Source organism: Emticicia sp. CRIBPO (assembly GCF_009905725.1).
Lineage (GTDB): Bacteria > Bacteroidota > Bacteroidia > Cytophagales > Spirosomataceae > Leadbetterella.
Genome location: NZ_JAAAKV010000008.1, coordinates 16,796 through 43,677, shown reverse-complemented (window position 1 = coordinate 43,677; position 26,882 = coordinate 16,796). Strand labels below are relative to the sequence as shown.

Genomic DNA, 26,882 nt, shown 5'->3' with positions numbered 1-26,882 from the left:
AGTAAGGAAAACGAAGAGCCGTGTCATGAAAAGAAGGCACAGGCATCAAAGTATGATTTTATGAATGTTTCAATAAATAAAACCGGGCCGGCGGTCATCTGTGATTCATTAACGAAAGTTTATGGAAAAGAGAAAACCCTGGCGGTAGACAAAGTATCCTTCACGGTGAATCCGGGCGAGCTTTTCGGCCTGATAGGACCCGACGGGGCCGGGAAAACCAGTATTTTCAGAATGCTGACCACTTTGCTGCTGCCGGATGGTGGTTCTGCCAAAGTTGACGGGCTCGATGTCGTTAAAGATTATAAAGCCATCAGAAATACCGTAGGATACATGCCCGGGAAGTTCTCGCTTTACCAGGACCTGAGCATTGAAGAAAATCTCAACTTTTTCGCGACGGTCTTTAACACTACCGTAGAAGAAAACTACCACTTGATCAAGGATATCTATGTTCAGATTGAGCCGTTCAAAAAAAGAAGGGCCGGGAAGCTTTCCGGCGGGATGAAACAAAAACTGGCCCTGTGCTGTGCTTTGATCCATAAACCGACGGTGCTGTTCCTTGATGAACCTACCACCGGGGTCGATCCTGTTTCCCGCAAGGAATTCTGGGAAATGCTGAAAAGACTGAAGGCCCAGAACATTACCATAGTGGTTTCAACCCCTTATATGGACGAAGCCACGCTTTGTGACAGGATTGCCCTTATTCAGAACGGAAAAATACTTTCGATTGACACGCCGGATCAGATTGTGAAGGATTATCCTTCAGACCTGTTTGCTGTTAAATCAGAGCATATTTATCAACTCAAAAATGACCTGGCGGCGTTTCCGGTGGCTTTAAGTTCTTATTCTTTCGGAGAGTATCTGCACGTGTCTGCCGCCCGGGAAGGGCAGCCGGAAAAAACAAGCCGGATGATTCAGGTATACCTTTCTGAAAAGGGACATAAAGACATTGTCATCAAAGAAATTGAACCTACCATAGAAGATTGTTTTATCAGATTCCTGGCAGGAGATGAAACTGAAATAGTAAAATCATGAAAGAGACCGTCATCAAAACAGACAAACTGACCAAACGCTTCGGTGATTTTATTGCCACGAACGAAATCAGTTTTGAGGTTTATAAAGGAGAAATATTCGGATTCCTGGGTGCCAACGGAGCCGGGAAAACCACCGCCATGCGGATGCTTTGTGGCTTGTCAACCCCTTCTTCAGGGAAGGCCGAAATCGCAGGGTTTGATGTTTACAAACAGACGGAGCAGATCAAAAAGAACATCGGGTACATGAGCCAGAAGTTTTCTTTGTATGAAGACCTCACGGTACTTGAGAATATCCGTTTTTTTGGGGGTATCTATGGGCTGACGGACCTTCAGCTCAAAACCAAAAGCGAAGAACTCATCACCCAGCTGGGTCTGGCTTCTGAAGCCAAAAAACTGGTGGCTTCTCTGCCTTTAGGCTGGAAACAGAAGCTTTCGTTTTCGGTAGCGATTCTTCATGAGCCTAAAATCGTTTTCCTGGATGAACCGACCGGCGGCGTGGACCCGATCACCAGGCGGCAGTTCTGGGACATGATCTATGAGGCTTCCAACCGTGGCATTACGATTTTTGTGACGACCCACTACATGGACGAAGCCGAATATTGTAACCGGGTTTCGATCATGGTAGACGGAAAAATAGAAGCCCTGGATACCCCCCACCGGTTGAAAGAACAGTTTAAATCCGACTCGATGGATGACGTGTTTTACCAGCTGGCCCGTAAAGCAACACGAAGTGATAATTAAAATAAAAGCCGTGGCTAACGGCTGCAAAAAGAACTTATGAAACAGTTTATCACCTTTGTCAGAAAAGAGTTCCTGCATGTTTTGCGGGACCGGAAGACTCTGCTGATTCTTTTTGGTATGCCGGTCGTACAAATCCTGATCTTCGGATTTGCACTGACCAACGAGGTAAAAAACGCGACGATCATTGTCGCAGACCAGGCCAATGACGATATGAGCCGCGAGCTGATCTCTAAGATTGAGGCCAGCCGTTATTTTGAGATCGAGCGATCCGTTTCTGATCCTCATCAGATCGTCGAGGCTTTTAAGAGAGGTAAAATAAAACTCGGTGTGATTTTCCCGGCAGGTTTTACCCATGATTTGCTGCACCAGAACCAGGCCCAGATCAGGATACTGGCTGATGCCTCTGATCCCAATACCGCCAACATGCTGACCAATTACCTGTCGTCGATCGTCCAGGATTACCAATCCGAGCTGAACAAAACGATGACGGTGCCCTACAGGATCGTTCCGGAAACCAGGATGATGTACAATCCGCAACTGAAAGGCGTGCATAATTTTGTGCCGGGTGTGATGGCGTTGGTGTTAATGCTGGTCAGCGTCATGATGACGGCCATTGCCATTGTCAAGGAAAAAGAGACAGGGACCATGGAGATTCTATTGGTGTCCCCATTCAAACCATTCCTGGTTATTTTGTCAAAAGCGGCTCCTTACCTGATTTTGTCCTTAATTAATGTAAGCAGTATCCTCTTGCTGAGTGTTTTTGTGCTGGACTTACCCGTCAACGGAAGCATACTGCTTTTGTTTGCAGAAAGTACCCTGTTTATCATTACCTGCTTATCTTTGGGTATTTTCATTTCCATTAAAACAGAGTCGCAGCAGGTAGCTATGCTGATTTCACTGATGGGTATGCTTTTGCCGACCATGCTGTTCAGCGGGTTTATGTTCCCGATTGAAAACATGCCGCTACCCTTGCAGGTCATCTCGAACATTGTTCCGGCCAAATGGTTTTACATCATTGTCAAGTCGATCATGATCAAAGGGCTGGGCATACAAGCCATCTGGAAAGAAACCCTGATATTGGGCGGAATGACCTTGTTTTTCCTGTTTATCAGCCTGAAGAATTTCAAAATCAGGTTGAGTTAATTTATCATCATTTTAAGACTCCGGCAATGAGGACCATTAAATTTTTATTACAAAAAGAATTCAGGCAGATATTCAGGAACAGGGCTATCGTCTCGATGATCGTTTTTATGCCCGTCATGCAGCTGATCGTGATGCCGATGGCGGCAGACTACGAGGTAAAAAACATCAATTTATCCGTGGTAGATCATGACCATTCGACTTACTCCCGCAGCCTGATCAATAAAATAACGGCCTCGGGATACTTCAGACTAGCGGGTTACAACCCTTCTTTTAAAGATGCATTCCATCTGATAGAAAGCGACAAAGCCGACCTGATCCTGGAAATTCCGCACGGTTTTGAAAAGAACCTGATCAGGGAAAATGAGCAGAAACTTTTTGTGGCTGTAAATGCGATCAACGGCACAAAAGCCAATCTCGGCGGAGCCTATCTGGGCAACATCATCCGTAATTACAACATGGACCTGCGACTGGAACTGATTCAGCCAAGCAGGTTAAACCCGATGCCTTCCATTGATATCAGTTCTACGAACTGGTTTAATCCACTGATGAATTACAAAGTGTTTATGGTACCCGGCATTCTGGCCATTTTGGTCACTATGGTCGGTGGTTTCCTGACAGCTCTGAATATCGTCAAGGAAAAAGAAGTAGGCACTATAGAGCAGATCAACGTAACTCCCATTAAAAAACATCATTTTATATTAGGTAAGCTGATTCCTTTCTGGGTGTTGGGAAACATTGTTTTTACGGTGGGCTTATGCGTTTCCTACATTATTTACGGCATCATTCCCCTGGGCCATTTGATTGTTTTGTATAGCTTTGTCTGGGTTTACCTCCTTGTCGTCATGGGTTTCGGCTTGCTGATTTCCACTTTCTGCGATACCCAGCAGCAGGCCATGTTTATCATGTTCTTCTTTATGATGGTGTTCATTTTGATGGGTGGGCTCTTCACGTCCATTGAGAGTATGCCGGGATGGGCACAGGTTGTTACGAGGTTCAACCCCGTGAGCTACCTGATAGCTGTTATGCGGATGGTGATTCTGAAGGGAAGCGGGTTTTCTGATATCCTCCCCCACCTGGCCAGTGTTGGCGTTTTTGCTATCATATTGAACGGCTGGGCCATCCTTAATTACAAAAAAACTTCCTGATGGAAACACGGAGAGCAACATTTCAGGACCTCGGCGAAATCCTGCAGTTATTTGCAGGAACCATTCAAACGGTCAATGCTGCTGACTACACAGAAGACCAGCTCAATGCCTGGTCGTCCGGAGCTTCTAACCAGGAAGGCTGGAAAAACAGGATAACAGAACAATACTTTCTGGTCGCAGAAATCAATGGTGTGATAGCCGGCTTTGCTTCCATCAGTTTTGAAGGCTATATTGACCTGATATTTGTACATAAAGATTATCAACGCCTGGGTGTGGCTAAACGGCTGATGCATGAGATGGAAATCTTTGCAACAAAAAAAGCCCTTCCCGAAATCTGGTCAGACGTAAGTATAACGGCGGTACCCTTTTTCCTTAAAAGTGGTTTTGAAACCGACCATCAATATGAGAAAACCTTCAACGGTGTTACCTTCAGGAATACCATCATGAGAAAAAAATCAGTACTGCCTCTCTGAAATTTTTAAACATGACTGACATAGGGTTGTCAGTAGCGTCTTTTTTATTTGCTATTTTTAATGGTAAATAAACTCAGAAATGGAAAAATTAGATCTATCAAAAAAGTACAAAGCCTACTATACAGCGAAAACCAAACCAGAATTGGTCCATATCGAAAAGGCACAGTTTCTCTCCGTCAGAGGCAAGGGCGACCCTTCAGGCGAAGATTACAGCCAACGCATCCAGGCCCTTTATTCAACGGCTTATACGCTCAAATTTATATTGAAATCACTGGGTCATGATTTTGTCGTGGCTAAACTCGAAGGACTCTGGTGGTTTGACGAAGAACGGTTCGGCAATACAACCATGGATGAGTCGCCCGTAGCCGTGCCGAGAAGTGAGTGGGAATACCGTTTACTGATACGCATGCCGGAATTTGTGAAAGAAAACGAGGTCAGTACGGCCATCAATGCCGTGGTGTCACGGAAAAACCTGCAACTGGCAGATGAAGTGGAACTTTTCGAAATGAACGAAGGGCAATGTGTGCAGATGTTGCATAAAGGTCCCTTCTCAACAGAACCCGAAAGCCTGAAGCTGATACTGGCGTTTTGTGAGCAAAACAATTTATCCAGGAATGGCCTGCATCATGAAATCTACCTGTCTGATTTCAGAAAAACACCCTCAGACCAATTAAAAACTATCCTGAGAGAACCTGTGAAATGATTTCTGACCGGGATTTTATTGTTATATTTGAAACCAGCGACTCAGTGTTTCACTCATCACAAAAATCAAGCGGTTATGCCATCGTTTTCTAAGCTCAGACTCATTTGTTTGTTCACCATTTTCCAGGTCAGTGTAAAACTTTCTGCCCAAAGTCACATTACTTACGGCGGCTACTTTTTTGAAGACAGCGAACGTCTGCAGAAAATTCAGAAAGCTTTGCCCCAACTCGACAAAATCATCGAGGAATATGCCGCTAAAAACCATTTCCCGGGCACAGTATATGGTTTGATGGTGGACGGCAAAGTGATTCATACCGGAAACCTGGGTTTTACAGAACTCTCATCAAAAACCCCTGCAACTTCCCAGTCGGGATTCAGGATCGCTTCAATGAGCAAAAGCTTTACCTCCATGGCCATCCTCAAACTTCGCGATGAAGGTAAACTGAAGCTCGATGATCCGGTTTACCTGTATATCCCTGAAATGAAAGGCCAGCCCTATCCTACCCTGGATGCCCCGGTGGCTACGGTAAGGCATCTGCTTACCCATGCGGCAGGATTTCCTGAAGATAATCCCTGGGGAGACAGACACCTGGGCGATACAGACAAACAACTGACCGATCTCATCAAAAATAAACTTTCGTTTTCCAATGATCCGGGTATAGCTTACGAATACAGCAACCTGGGCTTTGCCATGCTGGGGCTGATCATCAAAAAAGTATCCGGAGAATCTTACCAGTCGTACATTAATAAGAACATCCTGCAGCCATTGGGCATGAACAATACTTACTGGGAATACACCAAAGTGCCGGCAAAACAACTGGCTCATGGCTACCGATGGCTCAATGAGGCCTGGGTGGAGCAACCCCTTTTGCACGACGGTTCGTGGGGTTCTATGGGCGGGTTGATTACTTCCATTGATGATTTCGGTAAATATATGGCCTTTCACCTGTCTGCCTGGCCCCCTTCCGACCTGAAAGAAACAGGTCCTGTCAGACGCAGCTCTGTGAGAGAAATGCAGTTTCCATGGAACTTCAACAATATCAACGCAAAATACAAATACCCTGACGGCAAAGCCACTCCCCTGGTTTCAGCCTACGGATATGGTTTAAGATGGACTAAAGACGGCGATGGCCGTACCACCGTCGGGCACAGTGGTGGTTTACCTGGCTTTGGCAGTAACTGGGCTATTTTACCGGATTATGGCGTGGGGATTATGCTGTTTGCCAATTCAACCTATGCTTCCACTTCAGCACTTAACACCATCGTCCTGGATAAACTGATTACCCTGGCTGAACTGAAACCACGCCAGATGCAGCCTTCCTCCATTCTTAACCAACGTAAAAATGATCTGGTCAAACTTTTGCCGGATTGGAACAATGCAGAAAAAAGCGGACTTTTTGCTGACAACTTCTTCCTGGATTATTTCACTGAAACACTGAGAAAAGAAGCCCTGGAAGTCTATAACAAGGCCGGAAAGATCGTAAAAGTCAGAGAACTGATCCCTGAAAACGGTCTGAGAGGTTCCTTTATCCTGGAAGGTGAAAAAGCCAATATCAAAATCAGCTTTACCCTTACCGCTGAAAACCCCGGACTGATCCAGGAGTATCATATCTGGAGTGCTGAAAAATAATCAGACAAATGACTGATTATTTAAGACAAATTTCTTAATTTTGTAATAGAAGTAAAGAAATATATGAAGAATGTAAATCTGTTCGGCCCCAAAGTTACTCCCAATGCATTGGAAGACATGAATGTACTGACGCTGATCTCTATGGTCAGGAAAGGCATTAAATTTAATCTTTTTGATGAATTTGCAGAGCAGAGCCCCTTTAGCATGCATGAATGGTCCGGTTTTTTGCACCTTTCGGAGCGGACCATGCTCAGATACAAAAATGAGCAGAAGACTTTTGATGTACCGCAATCAGAAAAAATTGTCGAGATCTATATTCTTTACAAAAAGGGCATAGAAGTATTTGGTGACAGCAAGAAATTCAACTCATGGCTCGAAACCGAAAACCTCGCCCTGGGAGGCGTTAAACCCAAAACACTTCTGGACAGCAGTTTTGGCATTAACCTCCTGGATGACGAATTGGGACGGATCGAATATGGCGTGCTGGCATGATAGTTTACCGCTTAAGTAAAGCTAAATATTCATCAGACCTTTCAGGCCGCGGAGCAGAAAAAAGCGGCGGCCGCTGGAACAGCAAAGGAGTGGCTTTGGTTTACACCAGTCAGTCCAGGGCTTTGTGTACAGCAGAGATAGCTGTTCATACTCCTCTAGGCCTGCTTCCGGAAGGCTATGAGCTCATTTCTATCTTCATTCCGGACGATGCTTCTGTTCTTGAGATGCCGTTTGATAAATTGCCGAAAGACTGGAAAGCTTTCTCCCACTCGCGTACCACGCAACAAATCGGTGATGTATTTGCCTATGAACGTAAACACCTGGTTTTCAAAGTACCTTCCGTGGTGGTTCAGGGAGAATTCAATTACCTCATCAATCCCGATCACCGTGATTTTGAAGATGTCAGAATCGAAAGTATTGAGCCGTTCAGCTTTGACGAGAGGTTGTTTGTACGCTCTTTAGGGATATAGCTCCCGGCTGTAAGCCCCCAACCTTATAATATTATCAACCGGTTAATCAGATTCTCATTTTTTCCTGATATATTTCACTGCGTTTTGTCAACCATAAACCATCCCGATGATGAAAAAATACCTGGTTACTTTAACAATACTGATGAGCATTCTGGGAACCGTAAAAGGTCAGAAAGATAACCCTGTCTACAATAAAACCCTGGCTGATTCGCTTGGTGGTGATGATTACGGCATGAAGATGTACACAATGGTGATATTGAAAACCGGCTCAAACACTTCTCTGGACAAAGCAAAAACAGACAGTCTTTTCAGAGGACACCTGGATAATATCGGCCGCCTGGCATCTTCCGGCAAACTTATCGTGGCCGGTCCGCTCAGAAAAAATGATAAAAGCTACCGCGGGATATTTATCCTGAATGTCAAAACCAATGAAGAAGCCCTGGCCCTGCTGGAAACCGACCCGGCCATTAAAGAGAAATTGCTTGAAGCCGAGATATTCGGTTGGTATGGGTCTGCTGCTTTACCAATGTATCTCAAATACCATGACCAGGTAGAAAAGAAGAAACCCTGACCATCATTTTAATATCTGCTTTTCCTGACTACCTTTGCGATCCCAAAATCAGGCAAAGTCATGAAAATACATATTTTTGGAGCTTCCGGCTCCGGGGTAAGCACTTTGGGAGAAAAGCTCTCCGGTCATTTACAAATACCGTATTTCGATACTGATTTTTATTACTGGGAGAAATCCGAGCCTCCGTTTACCGTGAGACGAAACCCGCAGGTGCGAAATGAAATGATCATTTCAGACATGAGGCGGCACGAGGGCTGGATACTCGGTGGCTCAGTGATCAGCTGGGGCGACCACTTATTTCCGACCTTCGACCTGGCTGTTTTTCTGTGGATTCCGACCGAAATCAGGATAGAAAGGCTCAAAAAAAGAGAATTTGAAAGGTATGGAAACATCATTTATACCGATCCGGCCAGAAATCAGCAATACCTGGATTTTATCAACTGGGCTTCAGGATATGACACCACCAGTCTGACAGGAAGAACCATAGCCTCCCATGAAAAATGGCTTTCTGCATTAGACGTTCCGGTTCTGCAAATCAGGGGAGACGTAACGGTAGAGCAGCGTTTCAGGCTGGTATTGGACGAAATATCCAGGATTTCAGATTAATCACTTCATAAACCCTAAAAAAATGAGCCATTTCGCGGTTTCAAACTCGACTTTATCAGCAAACGAGCTCGGCATCTTTCTAAAACAGCGATTTGCTCTTCCTGAAAATACCACCTGCAAACTTCTCAAAACCGGGATCAACCACACCTATCTTGTGGATGCGGGTCATCAAAAATTCATTTATCGCGTCTACAGTTACCAGTGGAGAACTGAAATGGAAATCCTGGAAGAAATCAGACTCCTTGAAGAGCTTAAGGCCCACGACATCCCCGTTTCTTATGCTTTAAAAGATGCTGAAGGCCAGTATATCCAAATTCTTGACGCTCCCGAAGGCCAGAGGTCCGGCGTAATGTTTTCTTACGCTGCGGGAGAAAAACTACTTAATTTCCCGAAAGAACTGCATGAAAAGATCGGGGAAATCATGGCTCAAATGCATAAGGTAACCCATGATCTTTCATTGAAAAGGGTTAATTACGGCACTGAAACCCTGCTTTCTGAACCGTTAAAGTACATCAGCCAATTCCTGTCTGCTGAAGCGGATGAAATGGGCTTTTTGCTTTCAACACGCGAAGTTCTTTTGAAGCATATCCGCGAAGCCAACACCGATGAAATCAGGAAAGGAATCATTCATACAGACATCTGGTGCGACAACCTGAATATCCTCAACAATGAAGAGGTAACGCTCTTTGATTTTGATTTTTGCGGAAACGGCTGGCTGGTACAGGATGTGGCGTATTACATTCTCCAGATCAAAAGCACAGAAAAAGTCAACGAAGAGTATAAAGAAAAGAAAGCCTGGTTTTTAAAGGGTTATGAATCTGTAACTCCGTTAACTGCAACAGAAAAAAGCCTGATCCCGACCCTGGCCATGAGTTGTTATTACTTTTACCTGGGCATTCAGTGCAGGCGTTACGACAACTGGTCGAATGTGTTCCTGAATGAAAATTACCTGAAAAGATTCATCAGCATTCTGCTCAAAGGCTGGTTTGATTACAATGAAATGGACAAAAAATAGCATGGTGAATATGAAAAATTAAAATAATCCATGAACATGAATTATTTTAAACCATATTTAACACAGCTGATCCTATATTTAAGTACCTATTTTAAACCTGAGTGGACGAAATAACCATTTTCCTTCTTTGCCTGGCAGCTTTTTCTGCCGGATTTGTCGACGCTATTGTGGGTGGTGGCGGACTTATCCAGATGCCTGCAGGTCTCATTCTTCTTCCTTACCTGCCCGTATCAAAGGTAATAGGCTCACTGAAAGTGCCCGCCTTCAGCGGAACGAGCGTGGCCACCTTTCAATACCTCAAAAAAGTCAGACTCGATCTGAAACTGGCCTTACTCATGATGCTCATTGCCCTGGTATCGGCTTACGCAGGTTCTGAACTGCTTACCCATGTCAGCAATGCTTTCATGAAACCTCTTTTGCTGGCTATCCTGGTGGCTTTAGCCATTTATACATTTCTCAAAAAAGACTTTGGTCAATACAAACCCGTCACCATTTCAAAAAAGAAACAATACCGAGTCGCTGTTCTGATCAGCCTCATCATCGGGTTTTATGACGGGTTCATTGGTCCTGGCACCGGCAGCTTTCTCATTATTGCTTTTATCACGCTGATGGGCTTTGATTTTTTACACGCTTCAGCCAATGCTAAACTGGTGAACCTGTCCACCAACGTCGGGTCCATCATCCTCTTTATCCTCAAAGGTCAGATCATATGGGCTGTTGCCTTGCCCATGGCAGCCAGCAATGCCGTCGGCGGCTGGCTGGGAGCCAAACTCGCCATCAGCAAAGGCAATGATTTTATCCGGATATTCTTCCTGATTGTCATCTGTGGCACGATCCTGAGGTTTGCCTATGATGTATTTTTCAGGTCATAAACTCCTGTTCCTGTTTTCAACTCCGCCGGCTTTTCATTACATTTACCTTAACTTAAACTAGATAATAATGAATAAAAAACTACTCGTTCTCTTCCTTTCCCTTCTCATTACCTATGCCAGGGCCCAGAACCTGAAATCAGGGGGTATCCTCAAACCTGAACAGGCACTAATGGACATCAGGCATTACACTGTGGCTCTTGACGTTGACCCGGCCGCCAAAAGCATTGCCGGTTACACAGAAATAGACCTGATTACTTCAAAAAGTACAGACGTTTTATTATTCGACCTTGTAAGAGGATTCACTGTTGAAAAAGTATGGGTAAATACCAAAGAAGAGGCTTTTCTGTATGACAATGATTTTGTAAAAATCAACCTGAAGGCTCCGCTTGCTCCGGGCAGTATTAAAGTTAAAATTCAATACTATGGCCTTCCTATCATCGCAAAAAGACCGCCCTGGACAGGAGGTTTCACCTGGACAACCGACGGTGCGGGCAACCCCTGGGTAGCCATCACCTGCCAATCCGAAGGTGCAAAACTGTATTTCCCCTGCAAAGACCATCCGAGTGATGAACCGAATGAAGGTGCAGACATGATCATTACTGTACCGGAAGGATTATATGTAGCCGGACCGGGTTTGCTGATCAAACAGACCACCAAGAAGAAGAAAACCACTTTTCACTGGAAGACCAGCTATACCATCAATAATTACAGCATCCTTTTCAATGTCGGTAAATACAAAGTGGTGAGCAGGAATTATAAAACAGTAGACGGAAACACTGTTCCGATGCAGTTCTATGTGCTTGAAGAACATGCCGACAAAGCTGAAAAGCATCTGGATATCTTTGAGAAAATCGCCAGGACACAAGAAAAGTATTTTGGAGAATATCCGTGGGTAAAAGAAAAACTTGCCATTGTCGAAACCCCACACCTGGGCATGGAACACCAGACACTGAATGCCTACGGAAACAAATTCAGATATACCAAAGTAGCCGGAGAAGATTTCGACTGGCTCATGCACCACGAGTTCGGACATGAATGGTGGGGCAATAAAGTGACAGGCGTGGACTGGGCCGATATGTGGGTACAGGAGGGCATCTGTACGTTTGGTGATGCTCTTTATGTGCTGGAACACGCAGGCGAAGAGGCCTACCTGAAACGCATGGAGGCGACAGCCAGGAGTACAAGGAATGAACTACCCGTTGTTTTAGGGGAATTTATGGATTCTGACACGGTTTATCACCCGGACATCTATGGGAAAGGAGCCTTCTTTATGCATACCATGCGGTATGTGATCGGCGACGAAGTATTTTTTCCGACCCTGAAAAAACTGTCTACAGATTCAAAATATACTTACAATAACCTGGTGAGCACCAATGACGTACAAAAACTCTTCAGTGATGCTTCAGGGCAAGATTTAAAGCCTCTGTTCGATCTGTTTCTGAGAACCACCAAAAAGCTGGAAATCGGTATCAAAAAAACAGACGAAGATGAATACCTGGTCAAATTGCTGAATTACAACGCTAAGTTGCCTGTAGACATCCAGACCTCATTCGGTGTGGAAAGAAAAATCATTGATAAAGAAGGAATTACCATCCAGAGCAGTTCTGTTCCGGTGGCCGATCCGAAGGTTTATTATCTGAAAAGAGTTATTCTCGATTAAAACATAAAGGGTCAGGAAGTTCAATCCGGATTTTCTGACCCGAACACCGACTTCCAGATGATGCCGTAAACATCAATGGCTTCAATTTCGCCTTCCGTAAATTTCTGATCTGAAATCAGCACAGGATAATATTCCTTTCCGATCTGAGTACTTCCGTGCGATCCTTTGACCAAAGTAGCATCCAGTGGAATCACGTCCATCAGATACCTGAATCCCAACAGTTTTCTGGCCAGTTTATAAGCGGCTCTCAACTTGATGAACGGATTTTTAGGGTTCATGAACATCTCGACAGGATCGTAACCCGGCTTCCGGTGAATATCCACCAACCTGGCATAATCAGGGGCCTTGCTGTCGTCGTTCCAGTAATAATAAGTAAACCAGCTGTCTGACTTCGCCATCACGACTATATCTCCGGCTCTCTCATGGTTGAGTTTAAATTTTTTCTTGCCGTCTTCGTCAAGGATAAAGGCGATGCCTTCAACAGTATCTAGTATTTTCTTCACTTCTTCTATCCTGGACTTGTCTTTGACGTAGATATGGGCAATCTGGTGATCAGCCGAAGCAAAAGCCTCAGAAGCCCCCGCATCAAGCAATTCAAGTCCTTTTTCCTCCCTGATTGCAATCAGACCGTGTTCTCTGAAAATCCTGTTAAGGTGAATGGGCTTGCTGACATCGTTAATGCCATATTCTGACAATAAAATAACATTGGCTCCCTTGCTTTGGTAGTGATTGACCAGCATTTCGACCAGCTCATCCACTTCTTTCAGTTCCTTGTGGATCTTGCTGAAGTCTACGCCGAATTTCTGCAGGCAGTAATCCAGGTGAGGCAGATAAATCAGTGAGAGTGTAGGATCATGGGCCTTATCTACCCAGACAGAAGCATCTGCTATCCATTTCGAAGATTTGATATTGGCATTTGGCCCCCAGAAATTGAACAAAGGAAAAGTGCCCAGGTCTTTTTGCAGTTCATCGCGAAGACTCCCGGGATGGGAATAACAATCCGGTGCTTTTACGCCGTCAGCGTGATATTGCGGCCTGGGAGTCACCGAAAAATCAGCAGAAGTATACATGTTGTACCACCAGAACATCACGGAGCTTGTAAAAGCCGGATTTTTCTTTTTGGCCCTTTCCCAGATCTTCTCATTTTCAATCAGGGCGTTGGATTGCTTCCAGAATTTCACCTCGTTGTCCTGGCGGTCATACCAGCCGTTTCCGACAATTCCATGTTCATCGGGGTTCTTACCGGTAATATAACAAGCCTGCGAAGTGGTAGTAACAGCCGGAAAAACAGGTTTAATATGGGTCAGATAGTTCTTTTTCAGAAATCCTTCTATAAAAGGAGTATACTCCCCGATCACACTCTGACTTAAACCTACAATGTCTATTACTACTGTTTTCTTCATTATAATAATTGCTTTACAAACTGCATTTCCCTGACAATAGAATCATTTAATGGGGCTTGTACTTCTGAAGGCAAAACACCCCAGGTATAAGTTTCCACTTCCATGTGTTCTGTGAAAGGCGTATTTCTCTGCACAGTCAGCGTCTTGATGATTTCGGATTGCGTAGAAGCCAGGGAGCCGTAGTTTTCGATAAACAAAGGTACATGGAAATGGACCCTCCATTCCTCATGTTTATTTTCTTCAAAGTCAGCAATGGCCTCATTCAGGTCTTTGTAACTTTCAAATTTCCCGTCGGATTTCCTGGCTACCACCTGGTGCAGATAGCTTGGCTCGTCGAATCCGGCGAGGGCTTTGACTTTCTCCGCGGCATCCGAAGTAAGATCAACCTTCAACGCCGAACTGATCTGAATTTTACCGATCTTGATATTTTCCGATTCAAATTTCCTGATGACAGTTTCAGGTTCTTCATAACCGACTGCAAAATGACAGACATCATAGCAAAGCTGGATATGCGTTCTCAGGATTTTCTCCGCGATTTCGGCAGAAATGCCTTTCAATGCCATGATTTCGATACCCACCGGCAGAAGCCAGTCATTGTACCAGGAGATAAACTCAAATGAATTCTCAAGTATACCATCCGGTTCAGGTTCAATATCAAGGTGCAGGGTTTTCCCTGTCCTGATCTTTATGTCGTTCAGTTCCTCGGCCACAGCCACCATATTTTCAGTAGCTTTCCTGATGGCCTGCTGAAGTTCGTCCTCTGTTTTCCACCAGAATCGATAAGAAAGCGGAGAAGTGGAAATCCCTCCTGAAGACATATCTTCAGGCAATAATCTCACCAGGATACCAAACATTCTTAAGGTATAGTCCAGTCTTTCCGTTGTTGTCCAGTCAGGGGCATGCACCTGGTCTTTGACCACCACATCATGAAAACCTCCGTAAGGGAAGCCGTTCATCGTAAAGACATAAAAATCGTTTTCATCCAGCCAGTTTTTAAAAGCACTGAAATGATCTTCATGGGTCAGGTCAATGCTGGCTTTATTGGCCAACCTCAAACCTACACCCATAGGTTTTTCAGGCGAAATCTGTTCTTTGATAACTGGCAGGCTGGATTGCAGGATTTCAAAATGTTTCGCCCAGTCTTCTCCCGGGTGAATGTTGCTGCAATAAGTAAGATGTCCGGAATCTATTTTCATGGATAAGAAATTTCAAATTTGTTTTCAAGATAATCTACCGCTTCTTTAACGAATTCGAAGTCGATCTCATGTACTTCCAGTCCTTTACCTAAATCCTGAAGCAGGGTAATGGTCAGTTCGCCGCCCAGGTGTTCTCTGAACTCATTCAGGCCTTTCCACAGGTTGATCTTATTGTCTTCTGCCAAAGCAAGGTGGAAAAGGTTAAATCCGAGGTTTTTAAGCAAGGCCAGTATTCTTTCCAAAGCACTTTCACTGATCATTCCTTTTAAATGGGAATAAACAGAATCAAGGGCAATGCCGATGGCCACTGCCTCACCATGACGGATCTTAAAGTCAGTCAGGTATTCAAGTTTATGAGCAGCCCAGTGACCAAAATCAAGCGGACGTGCAGAACCGGACTCAAACGGGTCACCGCTTGAAATATGCTGCATATGCAATTCAGCACATCTGAATATCTGCGTATTCATGGCCTCCATATCCCTGGCTGCCAGAAGTTCTGCGTTGGCTTCCAGCCATTCGAAAAACGGGAGATCTTTGATCAGAGCTACTTTTACGGCCTCAGAAATTCCGGAAATCCAATCTCTTTCTTCCAGGGTGGTCAGGAACTCAGAGTCGTTAAACACAGCCACCGGAGGGGCGAATGTTCCGAGGAAGTTCTTCTTTCCGTAATAATTGATGCTGTTTTTTACCCCTACTCCGGAATCATTCTGAGATAACACAGTCGTCGGAATCCTGATGTGTTTAACGCCACGATGAGCCACAGCCGCTACATAGCCGACCATATCCAACACCGCACCGCCGCCGATAGCCGCCACAAAAGAATGGCGGTCAATACCGAATTCGTTGATGGCGTTCATTACCTGGTCAAAATAAACCTGGTTGTTTTTTACCTGCTCACCACCGGGTATCACCAACAGTTCAGGTACCAGATGGATATCTTTTGATTCCGAAAAATAATTCCTGATGCTCTCCGCCAGGTATTGATGACTTTTAAAAACGCCTTCATCTACCACAAAAAGTATCTTCTTCTGATACTTTCTGTCACCAAAATCACTCAGGAAATTTCTGAACTCAGGGTTCCCTTCACCAAAAAGATGCCGGGTAAAAATAACATTATATTCAAACTTGACCTCAAAAGACTGTTTTATGCGTTTCATGAAATACTTAGTGATTAAAAAAATTATAGGGTGTGTGATCAGGTAACGGCAAACAATTTAGCCAGCCAGATGGAGACGGGCAATAAAGCTAAAACTAAGAGAGCGTTAAGGTAGTTCCCTCCTACGCCGACCCAAACGGCATCCATGACGATTAAAGCGAGCACTCCACCCTTTACGGCCTTTCCGATGTTAGGCCCCACAGGGTTCTCAATGGCTTTAAGCAAAGGTTTGAATACCAGATACAGATGCAATAAAACAAAAGGCAGGGCTATGTAAAAATTCCCGGACCTGAAAGCCATCAACAGCTGGAATGCGTCTACCAGGATGTACAAAAACCCGGCAAACCAAAGCGTCTGTTTGCTTCCTCCGTGCACTTCTCCCCTGCTCACCATCGTGATGGCAGCAATGTATACGACCGGAACGATTCCCAGCCACCAGGCCTCTTCAAGGGTCGGGTTAATGATGCTCACCCCCAGTAACAAGTTACCTCCTCTGCACAAACCCATGTTCAGCGGGCCAAAGAACGAATGATGTTTACCGAATTTATTATAAAACAAAGCCAGAACGGCCACAGCAAAGGCAATGAGCCCACTGATGACGCTTACCGCAAAAGCAGCAGCTATGCCTGCGGCAAACAAAACCAGGGCATATGCAGTGGCCTGCGAAACCGATATTATCCCTTTTGGAATAGCTCTCTCCGGTCTTTCAATGGCATCAATTTCTGCATCAAAGACATCGTTAAAAACAATACCTCCGCCATACAAGCCTATCGTTGCCAGGCTAAGCCACGCAATGGAAACAGGATCAGGCTGATGCTGAAAATGATCAATAAAACCGGCTATAGAAATCCCTGCCATGATATCTGCAACAGCAGTGACCAGGTTAGCCGGGCGGGACATCTGTAAATAATATCTTAATTTCAAGGCTTACCGGATGATTATGGCGTTTTTGTCAATTCTTGGCTGCTGGCCTCCCCTGAGAATGGTGTTGCCGTTGAATTTCTGACTCTGGTCAATTTCCTGCACAATCTCAAAATCCTGCTGGGTGATTTGTCCGCTCTGGGCAAATGCGTCAATCGCATTCTGATACGTCACTTTGATAATATCTTCCTCTGAAATTCCTTTGATTTTCATCAAAGCAGCCGTTTTAGGCACAGCCAGCGGGTCGCTGATGCCCCAGTCTGCAGCGGAATTGACCATGATCCTTTCCGATCCGTATTTTCTGACGATCTCCACCATCCTCTCATTTCCCATTTTGGTAAACGGATAAATGGTAAAAGCAGCCCAGAAGCCCTGTTCAAGCACACTTTCGACCGTTTCTTCATTGTTATGATCAATGATGACCATGCCCGGATCAATGCCGTGCTCAAGAGCAATCGACATGCTCAGCAAGGTTCCCTTTTTCTTGTCCCTGTGAGGCGTATGCACCTGCACAGGCAGGTTGGCTTCTTTAGACAGTTCGAGCTGAAGCCTGTAATATTTTTCTTCGGCGGCAGTCTGGTCATCAAAACCGATCTCCCCTACCCCCACCACGCCTTCTTTGTAAACATACAAGGGAAGAATTTCCATCACCTGCTCAGCCAGAGCCTCGTTGTTCGCTTCTCTGGAGTTAAGGCCAATGGTACAATAATGTTTGATGCCAAACTGGGAAGATCTGAACCTTTCCCAGCCTATAAGACTGTTGTAATAATCTTTGAAAGTCGATAAGCCCGTTCTCGGCTGACCCAGCCAGAATGCAGGTTCAATAATAGCCTTCACCCCGGCATCGGCCAAAGCCTGATAGTCATCAGTGGTCCTGGACGTCATATGGATATGCGGATCAAAGAACTTCATGTCTTTGATGTAGTCCATAAAGTTAAGTTCTATGCTCTGAGCCAGAACTTTCTCTTCCTGACTTCCTTCAAAATGCGAAGGGTTACTGCTGGTATGGTTATTTTGACACATTTGAATACCTTTTGATTGAATAAAGTAGTAATTTATAAAAAGCAGTGGGAACAATTCATTACATCCCGGAAACGGTGCATGAATTTTTATACCTCAAGTACTTCCCAGGTCAGTTCGCCTTTCTGTACTTTGGCTGATAAATCAGGATACAAATTTAACAGTTCTTTGGCCTTTTCAAAAGAACATTCGTGACATACCAGGGCTGCGGCATAATTATCAGAAATATCCCCGGATAAAAAAAGCTTTTGAAGGTCATTTGTTATCTTCTCATCTGTAAATTTAATTACCAGCCGCCATACCTGGGCAGGCACTGTGCGGCCTGCTGCCCAGCGTTCATGAGCAAAATTGGAAATAGAATCAGCCAATTCCCGGTTGGTTCTTTTGTCAAGCCCCTCAATCAGATGAATAGGTTTGTCATTGAAGATACATTTCAATACCAGCTGGTTCCACTCCAGGTCTGAAAAATGTACTGCCGGATAAGGATTTCCGAAAGCCAGTGCATCAAACACCGGCCCGATGTTGGACCTGACAGCTTCTGTAGCTTTGAATTTCCAATACTCAGGATATGGCAGAAAAGGCAAAGCACTGTACAGGGCAACAGCCTCGTTCACTTCGGCAGTCTCAAAAAGAGATTCGATTACTGAGGTGTATTTATCTTTTGAAGCATTATCGATCTTAAGCAGCAGAAAGCCCCTGGCGAGCTTATCGAGGGCCCAGGTCCTTATTTTTGAATCCTCAAAAAGAACAGAGACATCTACCGGATTTTTTGAAATAAAGCGGGGAGCAGCCACAAAGGCGGACGGAAGTTTTTCAATATCAGCAGCGATCTTTGAATTAATCCAGTCTGACTCTTTCGGAGAACTATTTTCTGATAACAGTCTAAAAATTTTATCTGCAACACTCACTTCAGGCACACTTTTATTTAAATAATTTTAAGGCAGATACAAAAATAAAAAAGGCTCAGGATATCTGAGCCTTTTTTGTATAATTTATTACTTTCTAACTATAAATCTCTTTGTTATCTGTCCTTTATCGAGCGTCACCCTCGCCAGATATGTCCCGACGACGTAGTTTTTGACATTGAGTTGTTTCTCCAGCTCAGGCCCGTCTACCTGGATTTCTTCGCTGTACATACTTTCACCTTTCAGTGAGAATACCTCCAGTTTTATTTTCTGAGGGATAGTCACCGGCAATTTCAGGTTTACATAATCAGTAGAAGGATTAGGCGATATAGAAAAAATACTTTTTCTGTCAATGTTGTTTTCATTAGCCAAAGCTTTTGGTGCTGGCTTCTGCACAGCCAGGTTGTCAATAGACCATCCCCAGCCGTTTACAAACTGATCAGAATACAAACGGAATCTGAGCAGGAACGGAGAACCATCGTCATCTACCGTCAGATCATCACCCAATATCTCTATTTTGCGGGTTTTGTATAAAGACGGAGCACCTTTTCCGGTTGAGTTAGGGGCAGTACCTGTAGTAGAACCACTGTTGAAAACCCTTTCCCAGTTAGTGTCAGCACGGCTATCGTATCCGTCCTGCAAAGGGAACCAGAAACCGTTACCCAAAGAAGCTTCCACCACTACATAGTCATAAAAATCTTCATCACCATAAACCGAACCGCTTTCACCCGGTTCAACCAAAACCACTTCATCATAAGTGATGTTGGCAGAATCTTTTTTCAAGATGATCGGCACTCTCAGCATGGCCATTTCATTTCCTGCAAAATCAAGGTAGGTACCTCCTGACACCGGATCAAGCAAACCTTTCCCGTTTTTGTAAGGATTAGAACTATGCAATGAGTTGGAAGCAAATCCGTCAGGTTTCGAAATTCCGAATCCTATGGTTGCAAAATCATCATTTGATGCTTCAAAATCAGTGAAATACTGACTAACAGGCGTTTTTAGATTGGTAGCCACAAATTCATAAGTCGTTTCCACGGGCTTATCAGTCTGGTTGGTTCCGGCATAATAAGTAGGTATAACCGTCTTGTTTTTTGCCTTATCAATGGCTACTACCTGGTATTGAACTTTATCTCCTGCGGCAAGTTTCGCAATCCCGAATTCAGCCAGATAGGCATTCTCATCAGAACGGCCCTGAGAAAAATCAGTATTGTCTACATTGAGGTCAAACTTCTTTAAACCGAAAGGAGCCTTTGCCTGCCCGTTAACCGTATAATTGACATAAACGGTGTCAATTCCCGCCTGGTAATCATCGATTACATTGGCCAGGAAACTAACCGGCTGGTCTGTCGGATAAAAATCAGGCGGATAGTGTTCGATCACCGGTCCGAAAGTATCTTTTGTGCCGACATTAAATGCCCAGATATATCTTGGGGCACTCGGAGGGCTTGTTGCTGAATTTTTAAAATTATCCTGTACACTAAGATAATACACCACCACCGACTGTGGGTTAGTGATCGGGATAGTAGCGGTATGCATCCCTGTTTTGGCATCAAGCACCAATGGCAATTCAATCGCGTCTTTCAGCAAGTCCCCTTCAGGCGGGTTGATGGTATAGATCAATTTGGCAGAATTGGCAACCAACGTGGTGTCAGAAAGGATTTTCGCTTCAATTTTAACGCTGGTAGCCGTCTCAAGGTCTTTGATAGGCGTATGAACAATCGACGAACGTTTCCATCCCATGTCGGCAAACATGTTCATTGTGGCAGGACCGGGATTCCTGTTGACCTCTCTCAGCCTTGCTGTCGGGGTCATCAGGGAGTTGATGGTCCCGGAAGGATATTTTTTATCATCCAGGTGAGAAATACTCGACCCCGGCTCAAAAACCGTCGGGGCGTATAATTTCACCTTATCATCCAAAACAGGAGCGGTGGTTCTTGGCGAGTCAAAATACAAACTGTTACTGATCAGCTCGTTTCTCAGAGCTACCGTTGAGTTCTTAAATGAAACGGTATCAGTAAGGTTCTTAGCAGCCTCATTCTGAATGTAGGTATCGAAAATAAAAGGACTTCCTGATCCGTAACCATAAGACCCGTTACTTCCCGAAACCGTCATCGAACCTACAAACCCCAAACCGTGACACATTTCATGCAATACCACAGAGGTAAAATCAAACTGACCTACAGCCGGAGTACCGGTTTGTCCGTAATACCAGGGAGAATCACTGCTGAATTCCGCCACAATATCGAAATCATTGACAGAGTTCAGTTCCTTGCCAGCCAGTTTTTCAGCGATGGCGATAGGATACCAGGTGTTGGCAATAACAGAGCCCGGGAAATTCCTCAGGTAATCAGCGGATGAAGCTGAGCCGAGTACGTTCCTTCCGAGCGGACTCCATAATGCGGCAATCCTGATCGGCACCGGAGAGCTCAGCAATTCTGCCCATATATCAATAGCCCTTTGAAATGCCGCTTTGGCATTGGTCGGGAAATCACTGTCATAGGTAACAATAAAAGTAGCTTTCTGTGTAGATTGTATTCTTAGCTTTTTGTTCTCAAGGGCATTCTTAACGTCTGCAGGCATATCGACAAAAGTATTGGCGTCAATGTAGGTGGCAGGACAGACAACTTTTATCCCCTTCATTTTGTCCGTTTTCTTTTGAAACGGAATCTGTGCAAAGCTTTTTATGGAAAAAGCGATCAATAAAACTGAAAGTATTCTTATTTTCATATTTGTATGTAAGGTTCAAAAATTGTCATCTGTAAATATAAATTAAATATTAAATAGGATTGTTTAGATTAGTAAAATTTAATTTAAATAGTTTTACATAATAATACGCAAGTGACCTATAAAAAGTATGGTTTCTCCTCACGAAATATTGAAAAAATTTTGGAATTACGACAATTTCAGGCCTTTACAACTGGAAATCATCGAAAGTATAACAAAAGGACATGACACGCTGGCATTGCTGCCTACAGGCGGTGGAAAATCTGTTTGCTTCCAGGTGCCTGGTTTGATGCTGGACGGGGTGTGTATTGTAGTCTCTCCTTTGATTGCTTTGATGAAAGACCAGATGGAACAGCTGAAAGCAAGGGGTGTAAAAGCCTCCACGATTTATTCCGGAATGACCTATCGTGAAATTGACTATACGCTGGATAATTTTGTATACGGTGATCAGAAATTCTTATACGTATCGCCGGAACGTCTGCATACAGAGATCTTTATTGAAAGGGTCAAAAAAATGAAAGTGGGGCTTCTGGCCATTGACGAAGCCCACTGCGTTTCCAAGTGGGGTTACGACTTCCGCCCTTCTTATCTGAAAATCCAGGAATTCAGGGAGTATATCCCGTCTGTGCCGGCCATTGCCCTGACGGCCACCGCGACCAACCAGGTCAGGAAAGACATCACAGAAAAACTGGGCATGAAAAAGCCCTCGGTCTTTGTCCAGAGTTTTGCCCGTAAAAACCTCTCCTATTCCGTATTCGAGGTCGAAAACAAAGAAGCCAAACTCCTGAATATCGTTAAGAGTGTCGGCGGTACTTCCATCGTCTATACCAAAACCCGCAAAAGGGCGGTTGAAGTTTCGAGGTTTTTGCAGCAAAACAAAATCTCCGCTAATTTTTACCATGCCGGGCTCCCGATGACCGAGAGAACAGCCAGACAGGATGCCTGGATCAATAACCAGACAAGAATTATTGTGTCAACCAATGCCTTCGGGATGGGTATTGATAAGCCAGATGTAAGAACGGTGGTGCACCTGGATATCTGTGAGAACCTTGAGGCCTATTACCAAGAATCAGGAAGAGCGGGCAGAGACCAGCAAAAGGCTTACGCAGTTCAGCTTTTTAATCAGAGTGATGTCGAGGAATCAAAAAAGAACCTCGATTTGAAATATCCTCCTGCTGAATTCCTTAAAAAAGTTTATCAGAGTTTATGCAATTACTACAAACTGGCCGTCGGGGCTGAGTTTATTCCCGCTTTCGACTTTGATTTGCAGGACTTCGCGACTACTTTCGGTCTGCAGCCCAGGGAAACGCATTTTGCCCTGAAACTGCTGGAAGACCAGGGGTTTATCACCTTGAGTGATGCCTATTTTAACCCTACCAGGATAAAGATCATAGCCAGTCCCAAGGAATTTTACGGTTTCCAGGTACGTAATGAATCGATAGAAAACTTCTCGAAGACCCTTCTCCGTATTTACGGCGGCGAAATGTACTCCGGCTATGTCAATATCTCAGAATCGGAAATTGCCAATGCTTATTTCTCCAACCAGGCCGAGGTAACGCAGCTGCTGGAGTATCTGAGTAAATCAGGTATGATTGAGTATGTTCCTCAAAAAAACAAACCCCAGCTCACTTTTCTGACCGTCAGGTTTGATGCGGCTACTTTACCGTTGGACTACAAGGAACTGGAGAAAAGGAAAATAAAAGATAAAAAAGCCCTGGAATCGGTTCATAAATATGTGCTCAACAAGGGAAAATGTCGGATGCTGATCCTCCAGGACTATTTTGACGAAGAAACCAAAGTACGTTGTGGTTTGTGCGATAATTGCATTGCCCTGAAGAACCTGGAAATCGCAGAAGACCTGTATGATGAATACTTCGAACAGCTCAAAAACATGCTTCCTGTTTCGGTTTCCAAACTGGAAAGCACAGAGGTTTTCAAAAAACCGGACATCCTCATGAAAATGATCCGTCATAAAATGGATTCCGAAGAAATAGGCATGGACAGCCAGGGGCTTTTGTTTCTGAAAGACTAACATCTTTGAAATAATAAGCCCTGAAAGCCGGTTAAGTTTAAAGAACCAGAAGTGTGGATAAGAGGAGACAAAAAAGAAAACCGGGTAAAATGATGGTTTTTAAAGGCCGTTTTTATATTTTAGAAGCATAGAAATTCTGTGAAAACACTAAGAAAATAAATCATTAGCCTTATTTTTGTAAAATATAAATCAAATCAACTATGTCAGAGATAAACAAAGATCGTAAAGCTGCTTTACAAAATACCATCCAGTCTGCATCTGACTCTATTGAAAGGCAAATAGGCGGTTATAAAAGTATTGGCAAAAATGCCCTTATTATCGGAGGTATTGTGTTGGGTGGATATGCTTTAAGCCGGATTTTCTCTTCGAATGACAAAGAAGATGATGAGGACGCTCTGTTGGCTGAGCCCAAAAAAGAGGAATCTTCGTTTGTCGGAGCAGCGATCAAAGGAATGGCCACTACCCTGTTACTTACCCTAATAAAAGACAAACTTCTGGATTTCATCGAACAGCAAACTAACAGAAATGAGCCATAACATTCTCAACATACTTAAAACGAATCAACAACTGGGCAAAAAAAGCCTGGCCGTGCTATTAGATCCTGATAAACTCAACGAAAGTAAACTCGCTCATTTTATCACCCTGATCAACCAGATGGAGGTTGATTTCATTTTTGTGGGTGGAAGCCTCATTTCTTCCGACAACATGGAAATGGTTTTGTCGGAGTTAAGTGCCAAGACTTTTGTACCTAAGGTCATTTTTCCCGGCAATGGCCTTCATATTTATAAGCAAGCTGACGGAATCCTGCTTTTATCCCTTATTTCGGGACGCAATGCCGAGTTCCTGATCGGTCAGCATGTCGTGGCTGCTCCTGCCTTGAAAAGAAGCGGACTTGAAATTCTTCCGACTGCTTACATTCTGGTAGATGGCGGCAGGCAAACTACGGTATCCTATATCAGCAATACTACGCCGGTGCCCAATGACAAACCGGATGTGGCCGCCTGTACGGCCATGGCCGGAGAAATGCTGGGTATGCAACTTACCTACCTGGATGCCGGAAGCGGGGCACAGCAACCTGTCAGCAAGGAAATCATCAAAGAAGTCAGGAAAAACATAGCAGCTCCGCTGATTGTAGGCGGCGGTATCAATTCTACCCAGAAAGCTTCGGAGGCTCTGTCGGCCGGTGCCGATGTGATCGTCATAGGCAATGCCCTTGAAAAAGACCCCTCTTTCCTTGCAGAGCTTTCCCAAATCGTCAAAAACTACAATTACTCACTGGTTTGAGATGAAAATAGCTTATTTAGGCTTAGGCTCAAATCTGGGTGACCGCAAAAAATACCTTGATGCTGCAACAGAGATGATCGGTCAGCAGGTTGGAGAGATTCTTCAATGTTCCGGTCTTTATGAAACTGCCGCCTGGGGTGTTGACGATCAGCCGAATTATTACAACCAGGTCATTAAAATTCAAACAAATCTTTATCCGCTGGCGTTGTTAAAACAAATTCTGTCGATTGAAACAGCGTTGGGAAGGGAACGCATCATCAAATGGGGCCCGCGGACCATCGATATAGATTTTCTTTTTTACGAAGATTACTATTTCTCCACCCCTGAGCTTACCCTGCCCCACCCCTGGATCAGCAGCAGAAATTTTGTTTTGGCTCCGTTAACAGAAATTTCCCCGGATTTCATACATCCGGTTCTTAAGAAAAACATTTATGAATTATCCTTGCAATGTACCGACCAGGCTGAAATCCGTAAAATATAAGCTGGTTTTCTCCCTGTTCTTCCTTTCTCACCTGCTTATCGCCGGTCAGCCACCCGTTTTGCACATCAAAGGTTTTAAAAACGAAAAAGGCAATGCTTTTATCAGGATCACCAATAAAGAAGGAAAAGTGGTAGAGTCTCTCGTCAAACCCATCCTGAACAATGAAGTGAAGTTTGAAGCAGCTTCACTAAAAGAGGAATACTACGCTATCGAAGTTTTTCACGATGAAAACAACAACCAGAAGATGGATACGGCAGTTTTAGGCTATCCGACGGAAGCCTGGGGCGTAAGTAACAACGTCAGGCCGAAGTTCAGAGCTCCGGCACTGAGCGAAATGCTGATCAATGTCGTCAAAAACAAGACAGTGAGCATTACCGTAAAATAAAAGCAGTTTTTTTAAACAGCTACCGGGGCCTTGATGGCCGGGTGCGGGTGATAATCCCGAAGCTCAAAGTCTTCAAATTTAAAATCAAAAACAGATTTCACTTCAGGATTAAGTTTCATTTTCGGCAAATCCCTCGGTTCTCTTGACAACTGGATATTGACCTGTTCAAGGTGATTGGAATAGATGTGGGTATCACCGCCGGTCCAGATAAATTCACCCGGTTTAAGACCGCACTCCTGGGCAATCATGAGGGTAAAGAGGGCATATGAAGCAATATTGAAAGGCACGCCTAGGAACACATCCGCACTACGCTGATAAAGCTGGCAGGACAATTTACCATCAGCCACATAAAACTGAAAAAATGCATGACAGGGCATCAGGGCCATTTCGGATAATTCACCTACATTCCAGGCAGAAACAATGATTCTTCTCGAATCCGGAGATGATTTAAGTTGCTTAAGGGCTTCTTTGAGCTGGTCAATCTCTTTGCCGGTGCTGCTCACCCACGAACGCCACTGCTTACCATAGACAGGCCCGAGATCGCCGTTTTCATCTGCCCACTCATCCCAGATCTTTACGCCATGTTCTTTTAGATAGCCGATGTTGGTTTCTCCTTTGATAAACCAGAGCAATTCATGAATAATTGATTTCAAATGGACTTTTTTGGTGGTCACCAACGGAAAACCTTCTTCGAGATTGAATCTCATCTGGTACCCGAAAACACTGATGGTACCTGTGCCGGTACGGTCTGTTTTTTCAGTTCCGTTTTCAAGAATATGTCTGAGCAGATCGTGATATTGTTTCATCCAGATATAATAGCA

Annotated in this window: 27 protein-coding genes; 19 read left to right on the top strand and 8 right to left on the bottom strand. The window is 44.3% G+C overall.

Translation table 11 applies throughout. The annotated features are described in order from the left end of the window. The first annotated feature begins 60 nt into the window (after positions 1-60). The 14 genes from GVN16_RS16890 (at position 61) to GVN16_RS16825 (ending at position 12,551) form a co-directional block, all read left to right on the top strand. Positions 61-1,032, top strand: coding sequence for an ABC transporter ATP-binding protein (locus GVN16_RS16890; RefSeq protein ID WP_166565109.1), 972 nt, complete (start codon positions 61-63; stop codon positions 1,030-1,032). After that, the gene (locus tag GVN16_RS16885; protein WP_166565108.1) at positions 1,029-1,772 is read left to right on the top strand and encodes an ABC transporter ATP-binding protein; all 744 of its coding nucleotides are present in this window, start codon (positions 1,029-1,031) and stop codon (positions 1,770-1,772) included. The genes GVN16_RS16890 and GVN16_RS16885 overlap by 4 nt, the downstream gene beginning before the upstream one ends. A 36-nt stretch (positions 1,773-1,808) precedes the next feature. After that, a complete protein-coding gene (locus GVN16_RS16880) occupies positions 1,809-2,915 on the top strand; it encodes an ABC transporter permease (RefSeq protein WP_166565107.1) in 1,107 nt (368 codons plus the stop codon). A gap of 26 nt (positions 2,916-2,941) precedes the next feature. Continuing rightward, entirely contained in the window at positions 2,942-4,060 is a 1,119-nt protein-coding gene (locus GVN16_RS16875) for an ABC transporter permease (RefSeq protein ID WP_166565106.1), read from the top strand. Beyond that, the gene (locus GVN16_RS16870) at positions 4,060-4,533 is read left to right on the top strand and encodes a GNAT family N-acetyltransferase (protein ID WP_166565105.1); all 474 of its coding nucleotides are present in this window, start codon (positions 4,060-4,062) and stop codon (positions 4,531-4,533) included. The genes GVN16_RS16875 and GVN16_RS16870 overlap by 1 nt, the downstream gene beginning before the upstream one ends. Before the next feature lie 79 nt (positions 4,534-4,612). Beyond that, the gene (locus GVN16_RS16865; RefSeq protein WP_166565104.1) at positions 4,613-5,236 is read left to right on the top strand and encodes a GyrI-like domain-containing protein; all 624 of its coding nucleotides are present in this window, start codon (positions 4,613-4,615) and stop codon (positions 5,234-5,236) included. Between the two features lie 75 nt (positions 5,237-5,311). Further along, positions 5,312-6,865, top strand: a complete 1,554-nt coding sequence (locus GVN16_RS16860; RefSeq protein ID WP_166565103.1) for a serine hydrolase — start codon at positions 5,312-5,314, stop codon at positions 6,863-6,865. Positions 6,866-6,928: 63 nt separating this feature from the next. Further along, the gene (locus tag GVN16_RS16855) at positions 6,929-7,357 is read left to right on the top strand and encodes an antitoxin Xre/MbcA/ParS toxin-binding domain-containing protein (protein ID WP_166565102.1); all 429 of its coding nucleotides are present in this window, start codon (positions 6,929-6,931) and stop codon (positions 7,355-7,357) included. Further along, positions 7,354-7,827 carry an RES family NAD+ phosphorylase gene (locus GVN16_RS16850; RefSeq protein ID WP_166565101.1) on the top strand — a complete coding sequence of 158 codons (474 nt, stop codon included), beginning with the start codon at positions 7,354-7,356 and terminating at the stop codon, positions 7,825-7,827. Before GVN16_RS16855 ends, GVN16_RS16850 begins: the two co-directional genes overlap by 4 nt. 106 nt (positions 7,828-7,933) lie before the next feature. Next, positions 7,934-8,398, top strand: a complete 465-nt coding sequence (locus GVN16_RS16845) for a YciI family protein (protein WP_229244220.1) — start codon at positions 7,934-7,936, stop codon at positions 8,396-8,398. A 60-nt stretch (positions 8,399-8,458) separates the two neighbouring features. After that, positions 8,459-9,004 (top strand): adenylate kinase, encoded by a 546-nt coding sequence (locus GVN16_RS16840; RefSeq protein WP_166565100.1) that lies wholly within the window; start codon positions 8,459-8,461, stop codon positions 9,002-9,004. A 22-nt stretch (positions 9,005-9,026) separates the two neighbouring features. Further along, a complete protein-coding gene (locus tag GVN16_RS16835; RefSeq protein ID WP_166565099.1) occupies positions 9,027-10,019 on the top strand; it encodes a phosphotransferase in 993 nt (330 codons plus the stop codon). A gap of 101 nt (positions 10,020-10,120) precedes the next feature. Next, positions 10,121-10,891, top strand: a complete 771-nt coding sequence (locus GVN16_RS16830; RefSeq protein ID WP_166565098.1) for a TSUP family transporter — start codon at positions 10,121-10,123, stop codon at positions 10,889-10,891. Between the two features lie 67 nt (positions 10,892-10,958). Beyond that, positions 10,959-12,551 carry a M1 family metallopeptidase gene (locus GVN16_RS16825; RefSeq protein WP_166565097.1) on the top strand — a complete coding sequence of 531 codons (1,593 nt, stop codon included), beginning with the start codon at positions 10,959-10,961 and terminating at the stop codon, positions 12,549-12,551. 20 nt (positions 12,552-12,571) lie between these two features. Here the strand turns inward: GVN16_RS16825 and GVN16_RS16820 are convergent, their stop codons facing one another. From GVN16_RS16820 to GVN16_RS16790, 7 genes are all read right to left on the bottom strand, one after another. Beyond that, positions 12,572-13,954 carry an alkaline phosphatase family protein gene (locus GVN16_RS16820; RefSeq protein WP_166565096.1) on the bottom strand — a complete coding sequence of 461 codons (1,383 nt, stop codon included), beginning with the start codon at positions 13,952-13,954 and terminating at the stop codon, positions 12,572-12,574. Next, positions 13,954-15,150: a metabolite traffic protein EboE gene (gene eboE, locus GVN16_RS16815; protein WP_166565095.1), complete on the bottom strand. Its 1,197-nt coding sequence runs from the start codon at positions 15,148-15,150 to the stop codon at positions 13,954-13,956. The genes GVN16_RS16820 and eboE overlap by 1 nt, the downstream gene beginning before the upstream one ends. Beyond that, positions 15,147-16,307, bottom strand: coding sequence for a 3-dehydroquinate synthase (locus tag GVN16_RS16810; protein WP_166565094.1), 1,161 nt, complete (start codon positions 16,305-16,307; stop codon positions 15,147-15,149). Before GVN16_RS16810 ends, eboE begins: the two co-directional genes overlap by 4 nt. Positions 16,308-16,345: 38 nt before the next feature. Then, positions 16,346-17,230: a UbiA-like protein EboC gene (eboC, locus tag GVN16_RS16805; RefSeq protein WP_229244219.1), complete on the bottom strand. Its 885-nt coding sequence runs from the start codon at positions 17,228-17,230 to the stop codon at positions 16,346-16,348. 3 nt (positions 17,231-17,233) lie between these two features. Continuing rightward, positions 17,234-18,250: a TatD family hydrolase gene (locus tag GVN16_RS16800; RefSeq protein WP_166565093.1), complete on the bottom strand. Its 1,017-nt coding sequence runs from the start codon at positions 18,248-18,250 to the stop codon at positions 17,234-17,236. Positions 18,251-18,336: 86 nt separating this feature from the next. Continuing rightward, positions 18,337-19,155, bottom strand: a complete 819-nt coding sequence (locus tag GVN16_RS16795; RefSeq protein ID WP_166565092.1) for an EboA domain-containing protein — start codon at positions 19,153-19,155, stop codon at positions 18,337-18,339. An 87-nt stretch (positions 19,156-19,242) separates the two neighbouring features. Next, positions 19,243-21,882 carry a T9SS type A sorting domain-containing protein gene (locus GVN16_RS16790; RefSeq protein WP_166565091.1) on the bottom strand — a complete coding sequence of 880 codons (2,640 nt, stop codon included), beginning with the start codon at positions 21,880-21,882 and terminating at the stop codon, positions 19,243-19,245. A 148-nt stretch (positions 21,883-22,030) separates the two neighbouring features. On the opposite strand from GVN16_RS16790, the gene GVN16_RS16785 reads away from it, so the two are divergent. From GVN16_RS16785 to GVN16_RS16765, 5 genes are all read left to right on the top strand, one after another. Further along, the gene (locus GVN16_RS16785; RefSeq protein ID WP_229244218.1) at positions 22,031-23,911 is read left to right on the top strand and encodes an ATP-dependent DNA helicase RecQ; all 1,881 of its coding nucleotides are present in this window, start codon (positions 22,031-22,033) and stop codon (positions 23,909-23,911) included. Between the two features lie 200 nt (positions 23,912-24,111). Continuing rightward, positions 24,112-24,447, top strand: a complete 336-nt coding sequence (locus GVN16_RS16780) for a hypothetical protein (RefSeq protein WP_166565089.1) — start codon at positions 24,112-24,114, stop codon at positions 24,445-24,447. After that, positions 24,437-25,195: a geranylgeranylglyceryl/heptaprenylglyceryl phosphate synthase gene (locus GVN16_RS16775; protein ID WP_166565088.1), complete on the top strand. Its 759-nt coding sequence runs from the start codon at positions 24,437-24,439 to the stop codon at positions 25,193-25,195. The genes GVN16_RS16780 and GVN16_RS16775 overlap by 11 nt, the downstream gene beginning before the upstream one ends. 1 nt (position 25,196) lies before the next feature. After that, a complete protein-coding gene (gene folK, locus GVN16_RS16770; RefSeq protein ID WP_166565087.1) occupies positions 25,197-25,676 on the top strand; it encodes a 2-amino-4-hydroxy-6-hydroxymethyldihydropteridine diphosphokinase in 480 nt (159 codons plus the stop codon). Then, positions 25,627-26,061, top strand: a complete 435-nt coding sequence (locus tag GVN16_RS16765; protein ID WP_166565086.1) for a DUF2141 domain-containing protein — start codon at positions 25,627-25,629, stop codon at positions 26,059-26,061. Before folK ends, GVN16_RS16765 begins: the two co-directional genes overlap by 50 nt. An 11-nt stretch (positions 26,062-26,072) precedes the next feature. Here GVN16_RS16765 and GVN16_RS16760 read toward each other — a convergent pair whose 3' ends face one another. Then, complete coding sequence (locus GVN16_RS16760) at positions 26,073-26,867, bottom strand: thymidylate synthase (RefSeq protein ID WP_166565085.1); 795 nt, start codon at positions 26,865-26,867, stop codon at positions 26,073-26,075. Between the last annotated feature and the right edge of the window lie 15 nt (positions 26,868-26,882).